The following is a 17,435-nucleotide window of genomic DNA, read 5'->3' on the forward strand; positions in this document are numbered from 1 at the left end:
GTTGTTCGTGCCCTCTCTAATATCGACAACAGCCGCCCTCTCCGATTGAGAAGGCGGCCATTTCGATTTGCATTATTGTTTAGGTGCTTCAGGAACGACGTTCGGATCTTTGTCCGGTAATTGCGGAACGTAACTGTCGGATAAGTGCAGAAGCTCCAGCGTGTTATTGTACTGTTGCTCCGTTACGTTACTGGCCGTATCGGGGACGTTCGGCAACGGATAGTTCTCGCCGTCGGCATAAGCTTTGCCTGGCAAGAACAGCTTGTGATCCGTGAAGACGGAACCCGAAGGCAGGAAGTGACGCATCGGTAGCATGTTGTAATTCTGATTGAAGATATCTTCGCCGAAGTGAATTTGATTGTCGAGCGAAATCCCCATCAAGTTAGCAACCGTCGGGAGAATATCGATCTCGCCACCCGTATTGTCGAGCTCCTTCGGATAAGACACGCCTGGGATGTGTACGACTAACGGAATGTTGAACATGTCCGTATAGCCGTATTCATGGCCGAGCATCAGTTCCATGAGCGTCTTCTCGTGCTTATCGAGCGAGTATAGCGGAAGGCCTTGATGATCGCCGTATAACATGACAACGGTATTATCCCACAGTCCACTGCTCTTGAGCTGATCGATGAATTGACCGAGCGCGTAGTCGGCGTAGTTTTGCGCTTCGAGATAATGACCGACGAGCGTTCCCTCGTATTCGTCCGGCAAATCGAACATCACTTTCTTGCTCGGAATGTCGAACGGATGGTGGGAGCTCATCGTGATCATTTGCGCATAGAACGGCTGACCGCCAGCGTTTATTTTCTGCAGCTCGCCAAAAGTCTTGTTGTACAAAACTTCGTCGGATGCACCGAACGCAATATGGTCATCGTCGCCGAAGAAGTCGCGGTCGTAATATCGATCCCAACCGACTGCCGAGTAAAGCTCTCTGCGGTTCCAGAAATCGACTTGGTTCGTATGGAACGTAGCCGTCTCATAACCTTGCGCCTTTAGCAGTTTAGGCAAGCTTGGTAAAGCTTTTCCAACATAATTGTCCGTTGCCGGTTCATGCTTCGGAACGTAGAGCGACGTGTTGACCGTGAACTCCGCGTCGGAAGTCGTCCCTTGGCCTACGCTTGTGTAAAAGTGATTGAAGTGGAAGTCGTCTTTCGCTAGCTTGTTCATGTTCGGCGTCAGTTCTTTGCCGCCGATCTTCAAGCCGATCAAGAAGTTCTGGTACGACTCCATCTGGATAATGAGCAGGTTTTTGCCTTTCGCGACGCCTTCGAATTGAGGGGCGACAGGTTTGGTGATTCCTTTCAGCTGATCTATGGTCGATTGGGTGATATCTTCCATCTCGACCAGATCTTCGTCTTCCGTCGTATCCGCGAAGATCGTATAGATTTCGTAATTCAAGATGCCCATCTCTTCGGCTTGCTTGTTCTCGTTCATGCTCGCCTTATTCGTCCAAATATTGAAGAAGCATAACGAGAAGGATATCGTGATCATAATCGAAATCGCCGGCTTTCGGAACGGTTTAACGCGAATCGGCTTGCGAACCGATCTAGCTTTGAACGATGCCCTGATCAGGAAACCAGCAAGCACGAAAATATCAAAGAACACAAGCAAATAATAAGGATCCATAAGCGAATAAGTGCTGTTGCCGACCGCGGTGACTTTATCCGCTTGCTTAAGGGCATGATACGTAGCAATGATTCCGTAATATTTGTAATACATCAATACGGCGAAGTAAAGCACCGTGACGAGTAAATTGACAATGACGTAATACATGACTTTCCGACGTTTCGCGAACCACTCGATTAAACAGAAAATAACCCAGAAGAAAGGCACTTCCGTAACGACCGTCTGCCAAGAAGGTCCGTCAGCGAATACAACGTACCAGGCTAGCGAGCCTTTCAGAGCCAAGATTACCGTAAACAGCAGGAATCTTCTGTTAATCAATTTTAACCACAATGACACATGTATCATTCCTTCCTGTAGCAACACAAAATAGGCTGGTACAAGTTCCGCAGCCCTGCTGTGCCGTCTTGGTGCAAATCTCACTGGTCAACTTCGATTCTTTCAATCTAGCAAAGAAAAAAATCAAAGGCAAGTGTAGATGTTGGACCTCGAGCTAAAGTTTAGTTAAATGTGACGTTATGTTGAATTAGTCTTCTTGTTCGTATGCCTCGTAAGTACATAGGAATCGCTCGGTCCCGGGAACTCTTTCTCCTAAGCTTTCGACGCGGAAGCCGATACTCCTGTAAAAATGTACCGCTTCTTCGTCTGTTTCCGCTTCGATCGTGTTCGGTGCGAATTGGTGCAGCAGTTCAAGGATCATCCCGCGTCCGAATCCGGCGCCTCTTGCTTCCGGCAACACCGCAATATGACGCAATACCATCCGATCTTCCGAATTGATGCTAAAACCGACGAACCCGATCATTTGTTCTTCCGATTCATAACCCATAATGCTGAGTTCGCTATCTTCGGCTGCGTACTGCTCGATTACTTGCGGGACGCTGTCGGGATCGGGAAACACCGACCATCCGATGAGTTCTTGAATTTCCGAATCCTGAAGTCTCGATTTAAGGTCGATAAGCAAAATTTCGTCTCTCCTTGAGCGGATCGTATCCGCTTCTCTTTAGCATTGGTTTTCATTATACGTCAATTAGGATGTTCGCTCCAAGCCTGGTCGCGCTTACACTGAAAAAAATCATTGCGCAAGCAATACCACGCCTGCCGTAATGAGGACCGAAGCCCAAAGCCGCTTTCTGCCTTGCGGCTCATGCAATAAGAACACGCCCATAACCGTTCCGAACACGGTGCCGATTTCGCGCATCGGAGCAAGCTGGGACACCGGCGATAAGGCCATAGCTTTCAGAAATAAAATATACCCGCCTGGGGAAAGAACGCCGCCAAGCACTATTGTGCGCCAGTTCATGCGCCATTCCTTCTTGATCCCCTGCTGACGCATGACTATGAGGGATAGCGTCAAAAAGTTGCCGATGTTCGTTAGCTCCGTTAACAGCTGCGGCGGAACGGACCTGATCGCGACTTTGTCGACGACCGTATAGGTAGTGATCAGAACGCCGACGCACAACGCCAGCCATATGGCGCGATTACGACGATGCCATAAGCCGCTTAATCGTAAATTACCCGCTATATAAATGCCGAATACAATGCAAGCTACGCCGAACCAGCCCAGCAGACGCAATTGCTCGCCGAGCACAAGCACGCCTATAAAAGGCACGAGCAACGGGCTCGTGCCTCTCATGATCGGGTACACTTGCGACAGGTCGCCGATCTCGTAGGTTACGGCAAGCATATAAATATAGGCCCCGTGCAATCCGACGCTAGCCGCGATAACCAACCATTCGCTTGAATGAACGTGCGTGAGCGATGTTCCTTCCGTCCATAAATACGGAGAGAACACGAGGACAGAAGTGGCGTAGCATAACCACAGAAACACGTGTTTGTTCATGCTCTTCTTGGCGAACAAGTTCCAGATCGCATGCACGAACCCGGACAATAACACTAATCCGATCGCAACGAATGACAAAACCCATCACCATTCTCAGAGGAGATTCGTTAATTGCGCCAATCGAGTTATGGTATGAAGAGGCTTCGCCTTCACTTCTTCTCTCCAAGGCTGAGTCCACTGCAGCCAGATCGTCTGCATGCCCGCGTTAGCCGCGCCGCCGATATCGTTCACCGGGTGATCTCCGACATACACGCATTGCGCGGGGGTCAAACCGAATTTCTTCGTCGCCATTCCGAAAATCGCCGGGTCGGGCTTCTTAACGCCGGCTTCCTCCGACACGATGATGAGATCGAAGTCGTCCCTGATGCCCGCTTGATCGATTTTGCCGTATTGGATGGTTGTCATGCCGTTCGTAATAAGAGCTGTACGGTATTTCGAGCGCAAGTAGCTCAGTACGTTCTTCGCTTGATCCATCAATGTGGCATGCTTGACGTAATGGACGCGATAATAGTTCATTAACGCTTCGTGATCGGGTTTGGCCGTCCATTCATAATCCGACAGCAATTCGCGAAATAGCGCAGGCTTATCTTTGTACCCGTCCAGATCGCGCGCGACAATATCTTCGATCAACTTTACCCGATGTTCCGCATGCGCAAAATAATGATCGACGAAAGACGCGGCAAATGCTCGGAAAGTGCTTGTCCGATCCAAAACCGTATTGTCCAGGTCGAGGATGACCGCCTTAATCTCGCTCATGAATACCTCCACATTGGCCTATCGATTGTTACGCGAAGCAGGCTTCTCAAGCGAATAGAGCTCGTCCTCGAGCTGATTCATCTTCTCTTGAATGACGCGTCGCGTGTCGGCGACGGCCGTATTATAGACGTACGGGCCCACAGCGCCGATCATGAAATCGACGAGCTGCTCGGCAGCCAACTCCCCGATGCTCTCATCCCGCTCCACCTCGAAATAATGCTGAAGGCGATGAACGAGTTGCATCTTGTCTTCTCTTGGCAATTTGATCGGAATCATTTGGTTTGCTCCTATTGTTTCTTTCTTTTATTGTATAACACGATATTCGTCGTTCCCGAGAACAAGAATACGGCAGCCAGCACCAGCCATAAAATCCGGTCTTCAATAAAGAAGTAGTTCACGATAAAAGATAGCGCTCCAAACAAATACAAACAACCGGTCAATAAAAACAATTTGGTTCTATCCATTACAATTCCTCCTGATTACGAATGGGCACGAGTGTATTCCCTGTCGTTAAAATTCCTCTACGGTTCATTATCTCTTTCGGGGGATCGTGAACGCCCGCTCGTTTTTCTCGAACCCGATCTTCGGATAGAAGTCCATCGCACCCGGCGCCGAGATTAGAATGAGGGTAACTTGTTCCCCTATTAGCTCTTGAACGTGCGCCACTAACTTTTTGCCGACCTGTTGGTTTTGGAATTGCTTATCGACCGCTAGATCTGACAGGTAACAACAATAAGCATAGTCAGTTATCGCTCTCGCGATTCCGATCAATTTACCTTCGCTCCATGCGCTAACGGTTATATCCGCATGGTCAATCATTTTCTGAATTCGTTCCAAGTCGTCGTAAGGCCTTTTAATACCCGAATTTTTGAATACTTCGGCTACGTCTTTGGCTTCGACTTTCCTGTCGTTCGCGTATGTGATCATTTAGCGGTCCCCCCTCTATCTTTGATGATGACGATTATGCCAGACGAACCTCTGAACTGCAATATGAAACGTAATTGTCCGCGAATTATGTTCAGCGTTTGCTTCGAGTTCGGAATTTGTACAATAACCACGTTAACGCGATCGATTCGTTCGGCTTATGCACCGCTACTTTGTTCAAGTAGACAAAGTCCTCTTTGTTTATCGATAGCTTCATAACGGGATGAATGCGTTGCCTGCATACCCACTCGTCGAAATAAGCTTTGCTTCTCGTAGTCCTCTCGAAAGCGTCCGCCGGTAAAAAGTATACGGACCCCGTAGTCCAAGGATCGCTCGCGTATGTCGGCTCAGTGAGGGAGAAGAAATAATACCGCATGTCGCTAGCCGTCTTAATGCAGCCGTTCCGAAAATTATAGACTACCTTGCTCCTATCCAATATCGCATAGAAGATCGACCAGATGCCATCCTTGCTAGCGAATACCGCCTCGACAGGCTGACCGTTGAAGAGCGTCTGTCGCCTGACTTCGAATTGATCGATGTCCGTTCGGTTGGAGCCATGTACGACCATGTTCTTGTTTTGAACGACGTAATCGATAAAACGGTACTTCGGAAACTTCGACTCATACCGAACGGATCCTTCACTGTCCGTATTGCGAAGCATAAGTTCGAATTCCGCGGTCTCTTGATCGGTAAACATGGCATCCGTTCTGCGGTAGAACAGTGTTTTTATTAAGCTAGAGATCATGGTCCCGCTCCCTCACAGACTATTAATGAAGTCTCCGATCGTTTTATATAGATGATCTCTTTCCGTGCTCCTAATATCATGACCGGACCGCTCGAAGTTTTTGACGATAACGTCCGCGTTTAGCTTCCGATATCCGTCAACACCTTCGTCGTCTAGCAAGCTATCCTCTAGCATGCCACGTAGCACCAGTAGCTTTTTAGGCAGGGCGTAGTTGAATTGTAAATGTTCAGATTCCAATTGTATGCCACGGATCGCTTCCGGACGAATGTTCCTCTGCCTGGAGAACGGCACTAAATAACTGCTAATATATTGATTTGCCCAGCCATCTGGCATACGCTTATGCATCGCGGGGTAGTCTTGCACGATGAGGGAAGAGATTCGGGACAAGTTATTCTCTGCATACCCGAGCGCATACGAAACCCCGCGTGAATAGGCATACAGATGAAATCGGTTTAAACCGGCAGCTTGTACCACGCATTCAATATCCACTATATGCTGTGCCAAGTCGTATCCCGCTTCCGGCGTATCGCTCCCCCCTCTACCTCTGAACGAAAGAGCGACGCACCGTCTAGGCATCATGTAGGCCATTAAATCCGTATACTCTTCGGCGGTCTCCGATAAGCCGGGGCAGATGAGCACCGGGACCATGGACGAGTCGCTATTGGAATCCAAATAGTGAATTCGCACGCCGTTATTGTCGGCTATTTTCGATTCGGCCTTCAAAGGCTCAGCTCCTTTCCCATACACACGCTCTGTTCACTGTCTATGTAAGGCGCATAACGATCGATCAGCTTATAACCCATCTTCGTATAGAGAGCGATCGCTTCCGGTTGATTCGTTCCGGTCTCGAGAATAGCTCTGCTATAACCATTCTCATGTGCCCATCGTTCTAGCTCCATAACGATCTTCTTAGCAATCCCTTTGCCTCGGGCTTCTTCCTTCACGAACATTCTCTTCACTTCGACGACATGGCCGTCTTCCGTCTCCCGATAGCAGCCGCATCCAACCGGGATACCATTCTCGTACGCTACGATTGCGTTCGCGTCTAATTTGACTATGTTGAAAGCATGGAAAAACTGCTGCGTATCCGGATATCTAGCCCATAGGTCTTTATCCAGCAGATCGATCAAAGTAGCGAAGTCGGTATCGTCGGTTTGTACTCTTTTCAATTGAATCATGTGCGATCACCCTTTTTGTAGGAAGTTGAAGTTATGCTTCATAAGTCAATCTCTTTGACGAATACGGCAGCTTGAGATCGGCGTCTACGACTACTCCAGCCGGATTTCCCATACCAGGCGTCTTGGAAAAAGCATCGATATGATACACTTTCATATTATTCTCTTCCCTTCATCCAACCGACTCGATTACGAGCTCTATGTTACTGACCGTCCCGCTAAACCCGGTCCCCCTATTCTGCACGCCGTCGAACATTGCGCCGACATTCACTTTAGTATGCGAGGGGATCATAATCTTCTTCGCCTCAAATTGAAGATCTGCCTCCGAAGAAACGATCGGTCTAACCGTAAGTTGACTTTCGTTACCATAATTGAAGATCGTAAACGAACAATTCGCGGTTAATTGGTTATTATTCGGTTTATCCGAACGAATCGTGCAACTGCTATCTTTCTTGGAATAGTCGAATGAGTCCATTCCGGTAGCATTATGTTTGATTATAAACGCAGCTTTCTCGGTAGCCCATGGATATAGGAACGAGAATAGAATACATCCGATTATGATTCGGCTTACGATTTTGGGATAGGTAGGCTTATAGGCTTTAGATGCACCTGCTATGCCTACGACGATCAAGATTAATCCTAGTACGACCGGCAAGTGCATTCCTGTCGAATCTCCTTCAGTCCAAGGAGAAGTCCCGATGAAACGGAAAAGCGAATCACCGACGGAATAGTTCATATAATGATTGGTCATAAGAAGCATTGCTATTACGATTGCGATGAAGAACAACGATGGTTTCCTCATTGCGCACCTTCTTTCGCCTTAGCTTCTTTTACAGCTCACTACGCTATAGTCCTCGTCCTGGAAAATAAGAGCGTTCAACTGCATCCCATACGCGCAACCGCCATCGATCCCGATTTTGTCGCTATCGAACCAGACGTCCGGCTTGCCATGAATTTCGATTGTTCTCGTATGCCCGAATACGACTTTTTTACCTAGATCGAACTTGCTTTGGATACTCCCAGAAGCAGCAGACCGCCAACGATGCAGGCTACAATGATCAGCATATCTTGCTTTACGCAACCTACGATCAAGCCAATAATGATCACAAAAATCGATACGATAACGAGCAGGTGTTTAATGCTTACGCCCCCTTATTCACTCATTTCAAATGTTTCCTGTAACCTTCGACTTTCTCTTCTTTGAACCCTAGTTGTTCGTAAAACCGATGCGCTTCTTTTCTCGTCTCTCCGGATACCAAGATGATGTACCAACAGCCTCTCTCGATCGCGATTTGCTCAATTCTCATCATCAGCTGCTTGCCGATACCTTGTCGCCGGGCGCGATCCGATACGATGACGTTCTCGATAACCATAAAAGGTTTGCAATCCCCGATTATATCGAAGCATACGATGCCCATAAGAGAACCGATGAGATCCGAATCGTTAAATGCTCCGAGAATGATATAATTATCGTTGTCCTTAATAGCGTTATACACGGTGGTCATCTTCGCTACGTTTGTTTTAACCTCGATCAACTCATCGTACAACGCAGCTAAACTTGGTAACTCTCCAGATTTAATCGATCTAACCTCTGTCATCGAAAATCCCATCCTTTATCGCATATGCTTAAACTTCTTATTCACGAATGACTCAATTCTATTCTAAGCCTGATCATATCCCTGCATGGAATCCCTTCTTCGACTATTTCACTGCAATGAAATCCACCTATTCCTCAATCAATCTTAATTTCGGCCAAGTATTCAACCAATTTTTGTTTAAGACTCTCTTTATAAAATAATCATAATCTGCGAAATAGGGGCTTCTTCTAATGACTAATTCAAACAGATCGTTCAATCCGTGAGGCGCCACTAGGGTCACATGATCATTCTGATCCAGGCTTACTCCGATCGCTGTCACCGTCTCTGGCCATCTCTCCATCGCATCTTCAACGGAGCTATACGAGGACTCCTTTTTTCGCACGTGCATTCTGGCTTGATTTTTGACTGACCAATTATAGTCTGGATAACTCCTTTTCAGAAGCGCCTCATATTCCTTGTCGGCTTCAGCACGTTGCTGAGACGAATCGTAATACACAACGTCGACGTCGTTTAATGGGGTCGCGTCCTTATAGTGGTGTAGGTAGTCCCATACAAAATTGCGTACATACCCCGCGGATATACACCAGTTGGGCATGTTTAATGACTTAACCAGATTGAGATCTCTAATCAGACTCTTATGGGTAGATAAGATAGATTTCAATTTCTCTTCTAACGTCATAGTAGCGAATCTTACCCCTCTATACTATCCGATTCTATCGAAAGTCTTGTTACCTCTACTAGCTCCATATTTTCTATTTGCAACTTATATACATCAGGCTTCCTTGTCTGCGATAAAAATTCGAACCCATATTGGGAATCGAAATAATTCATCATCAGCGTCATTACATTCCCATGGGTTCCTATCGCGATACGCTTTCCCTCGAACTGTTCCAAAACATTTTTCAATACCGCAATCGCTCTTTTCTGACAAACTGCGGTGGATTCTCCACCTGGCAGCACGAAGTCAGGATCGCTAAAACTTTGTCTTATGGCCGGCATAAACTCTTCATCTGAAATCGTGTAATCTACCCCTGAAAAATGTCTTTCTCGAAGATCTTCATACACCTTGATTTCTACATTCAACTCCTGAGCCAGACCTTCAACCGTTAGCATAGCTCGCGCATAAGGACTAGATACGATAACGTCGATTCCTTCATCTTTAAGTAACTTAGTTATTTCTTGAGCCTTTTTCTTCCCATCAAGCGTTAGTCCTCTTGTTCTTTCCGTACCTTCCGTATAGGGGGACTCTGCATGTCTAACCATATAGATCGTTGTCATCGTAGACCTCCGAAACTATTTTATCGATTGGTTATTAATCTTGATTAGTTGGTCATTATCGTTAAACGTCACTTGATCATTAACTTCGATCATGTCCCAATATTTTTGGGCTACTTCTTTATATTCGTGGACATTATTACCGGACACTTCTAGGATATATTTATTGAATTTAATATCTTTGCTTACTACGGTTATAGTTGTTCCCGTTTCGATCGGTTGGCTTTTGTTCGAAGAAGAACACCCTGACAGGAAGACGATCATTACGATTATTATTAAAATGCGATTTTTCACTTGTTGCTTACAGCTCCAATCATTTGAGTACATACCTATATAATGTTTTACCCTTTGAGAATTGTTTTATCTCTCGATACCGTAGTTACGATTATCTGTTCTTTAGCATGTTCTTTGAAAAATGTATTAACATACTCGCGTCCTAACTCATTAAATCTTTGTTGAACTCGGCTAACATGCTCTTTATCCGATTTGATTTTATGCTCTATGTCTTGATATAACTCCAAACTATCGTATTCCCAAATAGCGAAAATTTCTACGGTGTTCGTCTCATCCGGATCGGTCATCCATCTTCCAACTAGTCTAGCCCCGTACTTTAATTGAGCCGGCAACAAATATTCATTGAAAAACTGATTGAACGTTTCAACTTTTACAGGATCTAATTTATACGATTTTCTTCTATAAATCATTGAATTAGTCCACCTCTGGATATAAAATGGCCCTTTAACGGAAGTACCATTAAATCTTCATCATAATATTCGTCGTTATATTTTAATGCATTTCGTTCTACGCCATAAGTAACGAATCCGACCGATTGGTATAGGCTCATAGCTGATACGTTATTAGACACGACAGCCAGGTTTAGTTGTTCCAATCCCTCGCAATCTCTTGCTTTCTTTATTAATTGAAGCATGAGAGCTTTTCCAATCCCATTGCCTCGCATTTCTTGCGTTACGTACATCCCATAAACATTGCCTTTGTGAGAAGTTTTAATGCTACTTTCACGCACAAAAGTTACAATCCCGACCAATATACCCTGCTCCATAAACGCACCTAAAACGAATTTCTCCATAGTCGGCTTTATTCTTTCTGTAACCGTTTCAATCGAAAATTGCGATTCTCGATCATAAGTGGATCCGAACGCTTCTGGATTCGTTTGTAAGCCGTTCAGTCGTAAATTATGATACATTTCAGCGTCTGATTGTTGCAGTACCCGAATAATCATCCATTCACCCACTTTCCTTCTAGCCGATCAACTTTCATTTTGAATGCGACAATGCCTCTCGATAGCCCTTCGATGAACGATTTGTTCGTTTGATCAAGTTTGTAAGTACTACTCGGATCTTCATATTTCGCAACTAACTTCTCCAGCGAACGGACTACATCATTCAGATCTTCGATGATTTCAATTCGCCCATAAGCGTGAACAGCAACGTAATTCCACGTAGGTACGCTTTGATTAGTTTCGTACCATGAAGACGAAATATAAGTGTGCGGTCCCTGAAACACGATAAGTACTTCTTGCTGCTGAATATATTGCCATTGGTCATTTGGCTTCGCGAAGTGGCCATGTAAGTACCCTTCATCCCTGTCTAATAAAAATGGCAGATGAGACGCTTGAGGGCAATTGTCCTGCATTGAGAATAGAATACCAAAACTATTATTATCGATAAAATCATAGATCATAGAGCGATCTTCTACTAAAAAGTGTTTAGGAATATACATTCGCTTTTACCTTCCCCCGAATTTACTTAAGTACAAATTGATAATCGGTCTATCGGGGGGGGGGCTCCACAACGTTATAAACTTCATCTCCATGAGGATATTTATAATAAAGTTCTTTCCCCGCAAAGACATCTAACAATGTGAGATCTCCCGCACTTAATCCTGTTTCTTCTAGTAGTTCTCTTCTTACCACTTCTACCATGGTCTCCCCTGGCTCCAATGAACCTCCCGGTAATCCCCACAGCCCATTATCTTTTCTCAGCTGCAAAAGTATTCGACTCTCTTTATCCAGCAACAACACGCATGCCCCCGCCATTATCAAGGGTCTACTACCAACTGTTTTTCTTAAATCCATTATGTATCCCATTCGAGGATTCCCCTTATTTCCTTATTTAAATATTACTGTTTTTGATCTTTCTCAACATAAGCGTATGTATCCTATGATTTATGTTGCCATTTACCGGGTTTGTCCAGATATAAAAACAGCCCTTAAATGGAATTGTAATCCATTCAATGGCATATATCATCATTTATTTAACAGCACCGCGCCTCCTGGGTACAGCCAGACAGAGGAAACTCTTTTTTGACTCTCCTCTCCCCAAGAACATGGAATTCAAAGATCAACTACCATATGAATATCTTTAGGCTCTTTATTGAATAATTCATCGTCAATTTCAGATGTTAATTTACTTCCATTGCTTTTATAGAAAAAAACTGCTGATCTAGTTTCAGTTGAAGAGATATAGAGAGATTTAGCCCCTCTTATTCTTGCTTCTTCACTCAGCAAGTTAAAGATTCGAGTTCCTATGCCTTGCCTTCTATAATTTCTCGAAACATACATCAAGTCCACTTGGAGTTTGTTTAGATCTTTTCCTCTGAATTTATGTGCAAGAACTCCAAATCCAATTAACATCTGTCCATCAAATGCCCCTATAGCCATACCGCCATTGTCCATCTCATATAGAAATCGTTGTTGAATTTCTCCCATCATTTCTTCTGTCCAGGTTGGGCATTCATGGCCAGACTGAACTTCCATCAGGTGCTGATTTCTTAATTCGTAGATAAAATCTATATATTCTGATCTGTCGATTTCAAGTAATTTATTAACCTGGTCTCGCTGCAAGGTCTGATAAGTGATCATCATGTAATGGCCCTCCAAAGTTTTGCCCTGCATCTATTTGTTTCGTCTCATTATCGGATGGTCTTCTTTCAACTGCAGTAGATCCCATTGATTCCGTATAGATCCTTAAACACGGCAACTATTCCATATGATTGTTCTAGGGGTTCTCTAACAAATTCGATTCCATTAGAGGTCATATCGTTATAATCCCTCCAAAAATCGTCGGTGTTAAGAAATAAAAACACACGCCCGCCAGATTGATTACCAATAAAAGCTTCCTGCTCTGATTTTGATGCTCTTGCAAGTAGTATCGTTGTCCCTATAGAACCTGGAGGCGAAATGACGACCCACCTCTTATCCTGTTCTGGTTGGTAGGTGTCTTCAATTAGTTCAAAATGAAGCTTCTTTGTATAAAATTCTATCGCCTCATCATAATCCCTAACAACCAAAGCAATATGAATAATTGATTGTTGCATTAGCTCTACTCCTTCGGAAGTACCAGTCTTCTATGATTTCGCTCCCACAGTCATTGAAAGTCTGGGTAATTGTTCTTATTAGTTCCTTATTGTCGCCATCTATTAACTGTGAATCCCAATCAAAATGTGCAAAGATCACTTGTCCTTCTGGTTTCAATACGCGATGTACTTCTCTGAGAAGATGCTGTTTATCCGCAATGCATTCCAACACATTATTTGAAAAAACCAAGTCGAAACTATTTTCATCAAACGGAATATTTTGACCAAAGTTGTGATGGATGAAGTTCATTCTTGTGTCTTGGCCATAATTTTCATTAGCTTTAATGATAGACTTCTGATTAGTATCCATTCCAAATAGCTTGCTTTCATTATCCATGAGCTGAGAGATTCGGAACAAGTCATATCCCTGCCCGCAGCCAAGATCCAAAATAGTCAATTTGGGATTGATAGTAATCAGAGAATAAATAAACTCTCTCATACGAACATTATTGGGATCCATAATTGTTCTACCACCTTTGCTTTTGCTCAATTTGTAATGTATTCCTTCCTGAGAATTGAATATATCTTCTGGTCAGTATATTTCCCATTTACTTTCAACTGCTCTCTAAATATCCCTTCAAATTTCATTCCTAATTTAATCATTACTCTCTCAGATCCTCGGTTTTCTGTATTACAACGTGCTTCTATTCGATTTAGTTCTAATACGTCAAAGCCATATCCAATTAGAGGTTTTGTTGCTTCCGTAACAATCCCCATGTTCCAATAATCGCTGGAGAGCGCAAATCCAATCTCTACTCGTTCATGGTACTTATCTATACTTACAAATCCAGTTCTACCGATGATTTTGTTCTTTTCTTTAATAACTATTCCCCAATGAAAAGCCGCATGGTTGTTATACTTTTCATTTATTTGTTTTATATATTGAACTGATTCTTCTAACGATTGGTGATAGTCCCACCAGGTATAAGCTGTAACTAATGGATTCGATGCAAATTCAAAGTAATCGGGAGCATCTTCCAAGTTTAATCTTCTTAGAACTAATCGTTCTGTTTCAAAAATCGGAAAGCGATTAAACAGTTCGCCGAGATCCATGATCTTCATTCCTTTGGTAATGTTTTTAAGCCCGCACTTATTGGAATTATAAACCATTTATTGTAATTCTGTCCCCTTAAAAAATGAAAAACCGCCTAATGATTAGGCGGTAATAGTGAAAAGAAGGCTTTCAGTCTTTTGGGACATATTGCAACCTATTACTTTTTAATATTATAAACACCGAAACGATTGATATCCTCAATCGCCTTACGCCCATAGGATTCGATAACAGCAGCTTCGTTTAATAAACTTTTTTCTTTGGTCTGACCATCATATTGCATAATCTTTCCGTCTTTCACAACGTACAACGTTTCCATGTTTATCGCTCCTTTTCGTATAACTTAAACGTAGTAACGAATGTTCCACTTATGTATTCGTTAATTTAATTGACTTTCCTGCTAGGGGATATTTTATTCATCAAGATTGGATTCCTCCTATTTAGTGCGATTGGAAAAAAACAGCTCTTAGCCGGCATCAGATAACGTTGTTGCATTCACGACGTCTTACCAACTTATGCCCGAACAGCGGCCACGATTCGGTTGGTGGGACCTATTCGGCCAATAAATAAAGCCCTTAAATGGAATTGTAATCCATTCAAAGGCAGTTATCATCATTTATTTAATTTCGTTTTGGAACATTCACTTAGGAATCAGTAAGTACTTACCTTCCCTAAGCGACAGATACATATCACGATAATTATTCGCCTCGTTATTTGCAGCAACTACATCTTCGTTTAACTGATTGATAAGATTATATAATCGTTGGACTTCGGCACTCAGTCTTTCGTTCTCTCTGACTTTGGATCTAAAAGATGCTTGCAGGTTAATATACTCAAGTTCACTTATGTATTGGTATTTAGTAATAGGATTAGACATAAGTTCCGCTCCTTCGGCTTCTATTAATTAAATAATTCGAAAGCCGTTGGGAAATTGAGGGGGTACTTTGAAAAAAAGTTCCGCTTCTTGAATCATTAAAAATCATTCTTAATCTTTTCTATACTTCTTTTTGCCCGATCGTTTAATGTTTTCTTATCTTTAATGTTGTAATTTTCTAGTTCATGTCCAGGATCAATAACTAGCGGTTTTTTGATTATGTCTTCAAGAATCAGGAACGTCGTCTTATATGCTTCAATTCTAAGGTCATCAGAAATGAGTTTTTTGGTTTTATTGATGATCTCAATAATCCCTTCTGCATACATAAGTTTTACAATGCTATCTGAACTCATAATATTTCGTGAAGCAAATGACAAGACATTCTTAAGAATCCTAACATCTTGATAATTAGATGCAATTGAGTCTAAGCGATACACTGCGTGCCAATCTTTAATTGATAGCTCCTTAGAGCATTGGTCTATCAATTCATTAAACCAATTCATTTCTAATTCCTTAGAGATGTTATATTGCTTGTATTCTTCTAATCGACCTTCACGAAACATATTGAAAGTGCTGCCATCAAACGAAGTAAACAATCTCTTAGCTCTTAAAATCTCATCATCCAAGTAATCACCATCTTTTTCCCTTTAGACTTTTCTTATTTTAATACATTTTTTATATATCTTCTTTCCATCATTCACTTCGACCTCTCTTGCAATGGCTTCATAAATCGCAGCGCTATGAAGTGTATAAAACACCTGTCCATCTGGCGAGGGACATTCGCTGTACTTACATAAGATTATTTCATCCGAGTAAATTCGTGCGTCAATATCTTTTGCTGGTATGTCTTCATCACTTAGTCCGAACAAGTAACCGCTAATAGCAACAGTATAAACAAAGTCTTTGTCCTGAATGTCTGCCTTACATCCAACAATGAGAAGGAACGATACTATCTGAAGTAAAATTACGAGCTTTGTAAATAGTCTCGTCATGGTTCGGCACTTCCATTCTGCACTGAATTCAGATCTATAACTTAAATTCGTTTATTATCGTCTTAGCTACATCGTCCGGATTCATAAATGTGTTATTTATTCTTATATAATTTTTCTTTGTTATTTCTCCAGGATATGAATTTAAACGATGCTTTTGATTAGTATTCATTAGATCCCTTTCTGATTTTTCTATATTTCTTTTAGTGGGTTTATGTAGAAGCCTATTTTCTGTTCTATTTCGCGCTAGCCTCTCTTCGTAGTCTGCTTCTAACTCAACTAGATAAACAGTACCTCCTTTTGATTCAAAAATCTCTGAGATTTGTTCAATATAATCCCAATCAGATTTAAGATCGAATCCCCATACAAACGTAAATATCAGTCCTTCTAGTTCACTCTTCGAAACTTCTTCAAATAATTCTTGGCGAATCAAACTAACTAAACGCTTCCCTGATGGAGTTCCATAATCAAAGAATTGAGATACAAAATCAATTGACATATGGTTATGAAATAACTTGTAATTCGTTTGAGCAGATAAGCTTTGTCCTACAGTCATCTTTCCAACTGCTTGTGGGCCAAATATGATAATGAACTTCATTGCTTACCCCCATCTAATGTTGCCTTCAAATGTTCTTCTCGTCGCTAAACTCAATGCAAAATGGTTGAGCTTCATCTCTTAAACAATACTCTATTCTTTCTCTGAAATTTTTCCATGTAACCATCTCTAATGCTTCTTCAATTGGAAAGAAGCCAGAATCCAAGCTCTCTGATGTCTGAATTAACTCTCCACCTATAGGTCGCGCTAGAAATAGAGTATTGCAAATTGAAATGCCTATGTTCTGAAAAATTCCACAAAACTTGACGATTTCTATGTCTATTCCTGATTCTTCTTTTGTTTCTCTTATAGCTGCCTGGCTTAAAGATTCTCCTATTTCTACCTGTCCTCCTGGCATCTCCCAGCCTCTTCGTGGTCCTTTAATGAGTAACAATTCGTTATTATCATTTACTACAATTGCAGCTGCAGAAACGATATGTTTCGGAGGATTCATCATTTTGCTCCTTTTGTTATCGGATGTCAATGTCATATTCGAATCAACCGACATTGTCATTTGTCACATTATTTAATGACATTAAACTTATCCATTAACTTCTTAGAAATATTCAGAGCCTCTACTTTATCCTTTGCTGGGGCTGTTATCATAAATCCATT

26 protein-coding genes and 3 pseudogenes are annotated in these 17,435 nt (G+C 42.6%); all 29 read right to left on the reverse strand.

All coding sequences use genetic code 11. From position 1 onward, the window contains the following. Window positions 1–72: 72 nt before the first annotated feature. Window positions 73–1,971, reverse strand: coding sequence for an LTA synthase family protein (locus ACFPQ4_RS02330; RefSeq protein ID WP_378110116.1), 1,899 nt, complete (start codon window positions 1,969–1,971; stop codon window positions 73–75). A 178-nt stretch (window positions 1,972–2,149) separates the two neighbouring features. Further along, entirely contained in the window at window positions 2,150–2,584 is a 435-nt protein-coding gene (locus tag ACFPQ4_RS02335; RefSeq protein WP_378110117.1) for a GNAT family N-acetyltransferase, read from the reverse strand. A gap of 111 nt (window positions 2,585–2,695) precedes the next feature. Continuing rightward, entirely contained in the window at window positions 2,696–3,541 is an 846-nt protein-coding gene (locus ACFPQ4_RS02340; protein ID WP_378110118.1) for an EamA family transporter, read from the reverse strand. 15 nt (window positions 3,542–3,556) lie between these two features. After that, entirely contained in the window at window positions 3,557–4,219 is a 663-nt protein-coding gene (locus ACFPQ4_RS02345; protein WP_378110119.1) for an HAD family hydrolase, read from the reverse strand. A gap of 18 nt (window positions 4,220–4,237) precedes the next feature. After that, window positions 4,238–4,495 (reverse strand): DUF2164 domain-containing protein, encoded by a 258-nt coding sequence (locus tag ACFPQ4_RS02350; RefSeq protein WP_378110121.1) that lies wholly within the window; start codon window positions 4,493–4,495, stop codon window positions 4,238–4,240. An 11-nt stretch (window positions 4,496–4,506) separates the two neighbouring features. Next, window positions 4,507–4,683 (reverse strand): hypothetical protein, encoded by a 177-nt coding sequence (locus tag ACFPQ4_RS02355; RefSeq protein WP_378110122.1) that lies wholly within the window; start codon window positions 4,681–4,683, stop codon window positions 4,507–4,509. A gap of 67 nt (window positions 4,684–4,750) precedes the next feature. Continuing rightward, entirely contained in the window at window positions 4,751–5,146 is a 396-nt protein-coding gene (locus tag ACFPQ4_RS02360) for a GNAT family N-acetyltransferase (protein ID WP_378110123.1), read from the reverse strand. A 91-nt stretch (window positions 5,147–5,237) separates the two neighbouring features. Further along, window positions 5,238–5,888: a hypothetical protein gene (locus ACFPQ4_RS02365; protein WP_378110124.1), complete on the reverse strand. Its 651-nt coding sequence runs from the start codon at window positions 5,886–5,888 to the stop codon at window positions 5,238–5,240. A 12-nt stretch (window positions 5,889–5,900) separates the two neighbouring features. Further along, complete coding sequence (locus tag ACFPQ4_RS02370) at window positions 5,901–6,611, reverse strand: alpha/beta fold hydrolase (protein WP_378110125.1); 711 nt, start codon at window positions 6,609–6,611, stop codon at window positions 5,901–5,903. Beyond that, a complete protein-coding gene (locus ACFPQ4_RS02375) occupies window positions 6,608–7,066 on the reverse strand; it encodes a GNAT family N-acetyltransferase (protein WP_378110126.1) in 459 nt (152 codons plus the stop codon). Before ACFPQ4_RS02375 ends, ACFPQ4_RS02370 begins: the two co-directional genes overlap by 4 nt. Before the next feature lie 31 nt (window positions 7,067–7,097). Then, the gene (locus ACFPQ4_RS02380; protein WP_378110127.1) at window positions 7,098–7,220 is read right to left on the reverse strand and encodes a hypothetical protein; all 123 of its coding nucleotides are present in this window, start codon (window positions 7,218–7,220) and stop codon (window positions 7,098–7,100) included. Window positions 7,221–7,235: 15 nt separating this feature from the next. Further along, the gene (locus ACFPQ4_RS02385; RefSeq protein WP_378110128.1) at window positions 7,236–7,865 is read right to left on the reverse strand and encodes a hypothetical protein; all 630 of its coding nucleotides are present in this window, start codon (window positions 7,863–7,865) and stop codon (window positions 7,236–7,238) included. 18 nt (window positions 7,866–7,883) lie between these two features. Beyond that, window positions 7,884–8,060, reverse strand: a pseudogene (locus ACFPQ4_RS02390) (serine/threonine protein phosphatase); the annotation flags it as partial. A gap of 163 nt (window positions 8,061–8,223) precedes the next feature. Next, window positions 8,224–8,661 (reverse strand): GNAT family N-acetyltransferase, encoded by a 438-nt coding sequence (locus ACFPQ4_RS02395; protein WP_378110129.1) that lies wholly within the window; start codon window positions 8,659–8,661, stop codon window positions 8,224–8,226. 127 nt (window positions 8,662–8,788) lie between these two features. Continuing rightward, window positions 8,789–9,340 carry a nucleotidyltransferase family protein gene (locus ACFPQ4_RS02400; RefSeq protein ID WP_378110130.1) on the reverse strand — a complete coding sequence of 184 codons (552 nt, stop codon included), beginning with the start codon at window positions 9,338–9,340 and terminating at the stop codon, window positions 8,789–8,791. An 11-nt stretch (window positions 9,341–9,351) separates the two neighbouring features. Next, window positions 9,352–9,939: a histidine phosphatase family protein gene (locus ACFPQ4_RS02405; protein ID WP_378110131.1), complete on the reverse strand. Its 588-nt coding sequence runs from the start codon at window positions 9,937–9,939 to the stop codon at window positions 9,352–9,354. A 338-nt stretch (window positions 9,940–10,277) separates the two neighbouring features. Then, entirely contained in the window at window positions 10,278–10,640 is a 363-nt protein-coding gene (locus tag ACFPQ4_RS02410; protein WP_378110132.1) for an NIPSNAP family protein, read from the reverse strand. Then, the gene (locus tag ACFPQ4_RS02415) at window positions 10,637–11,176 is read right to left on the reverse strand and encodes a GNAT family N-acetyltransferase (protein WP_378110133.1); all 540 of its coding nucleotides are present in this window, start codon (window positions 11,174–11,176) and stop codon (window positions 10,637–10,639) included. Before ACFPQ4_RS02415 ends, ACFPQ4_RS02410 begins: the two co-directional genes overlap by 4 nt. After that, window positions 11,173–11,676: an FMN-binding negative transcriptional regulator gene (locus ACFPQ4_RS02420; RefSeq protein WP_378110134.1), complete on the reverse strand. Its 504-nt coding sequence runs from the start codon at window positions 11,674–11,676 to the stop codon at window positions 11,173–11,175. Before ACFPQ4_RS02420 ends, ACFPQ4_RS02415 begins: the two co-directional genes overlap by 4 nt. 67 nt (window positions 11,677–11,743) lie before the next feature. Beyond that, window positions 11,744–12,043 (reverse strand): annotated as a pseudogene (locus ACFPQ4_RS02425) (NUDIX hydrolase); the annotation flags it as partial. Between the two features lie 246 nt (window positions 12,044–12,289). After that, entirely contained in the window at window positions 12,290–12,820 is a 531-nt protein-coding gene (locus tag ACFPQ4_RS02430) for a GNAT family N-acetyltransferase (RefSeq protein WP_378110135.1), read from the reverse strand. A 30-nt stretch (window positions 12,821–12,850) separates the two neighbouring features. Then, a pseudogene (locus tag ACFPQ4_RS02435) lies at window positions 12,851–13,272 on the reverse strand (VOC family protein). Further along, window positions 13,235–13,801, reverse strand: a complete 567-nt coding sequence (locus tag ACFPQ4_RS02440; protein WP_378110136.1) for a methyltransferase domain-containing protein — start codon at window positions 13,799–13,801, stop codon at window positions 13,235–13,237. The pseudogene ACFPQ4_RS02435 and the gene ACFPQ4_RS02440 overlap by 38 nt, the downstream one beginning before the upstream one ends. Then, the gene (locus ACFPQ4_RS02445; RefSeq protein ID WP_378110137.1) at window positions 13,798–14,364 is read right to left on the reverse strand and encodes a GNAT family N-acetyltransferase; all 567 of its coding nucleotides are present in this window, start codon (window positions 14,362–14,364) and stop codon (window positions 13,798–13,800) included. Before ACFPQ4_RS02445 ends, ACFPQ4_RS02440 begins: the two co-directional genes overlap by 4 nt. Window positions 14,365–14,522: 158 nt before the next feature. Beyond that, window positions 14,523–14,681, reverse strand: a complete 159-nt coding sequence (locus tag ACFPQ4_RS02450) for a hypothetical protein (protein WP_378110138.1) — start codon at window positions 14,679–14,681, stop codon at window positions 14,523–14,525. A 653-nt stretch (window positions 14,682–15,334) separates the two neighbouring features. Beyond that, window positions 15,335–15,862, reverse strand: coding sequence for a hypothetical protein (locus tag ACFPQ4_RS02455; RefSeq protein ID WP_378110140.1), 528 nt, complete (start codon window positions 15,860–15,862; stop codon window positions 15,335–15,337). Window positions 15,863–15,883: 21 nt separating this feature from the next. Then, the gene (locus ACFPQ4_RS02460; RefSeq protein ID WP_378110141.1) at window positions 15,884–16,228 is read right to left on the reverse strand and encodes a hypothetical protein; all 345 of its coding nucleotides are present in this window, start codon (window positions 16,226–16,228) and stop codon (window positions 15,884–15,886) included. 34 nt (window positions 16,229–16,262) lie between these two features. Beyond that, entirely contained in the window at window positions 16,263–16,823 is a 561-nt protein-coding gene (locus ACFPQ4_RS02465; RefSeq protein ID WP_378110143.1) for an AAA family ATPase, read from the reverse strand. Window positions 16,824–16,848: 25 nt separating this feature from the next. Continuing rightward, window positions 16,849–17,274, reverse strand: a complete 426-nt coding sequence (locus ACFPQ4_RS02470; RefSeq protein ID WP_378110144.1) for an NUDIX hydrolase — start codon at window positions 17,272–17,274, stop codon at window positions 16,849–16,851. Window positions 17,275–17,435 lie beyond the last annotated feature (161 nt).

Source organism: Cohnella yongneupensis (assembly GCF_042655785.1).
Lineage (GTDB): Bacteria > Bacillota > Bacilli > Paenibacillales > Paenibacillaceae > Cohnella > Cohnella yongneupensis.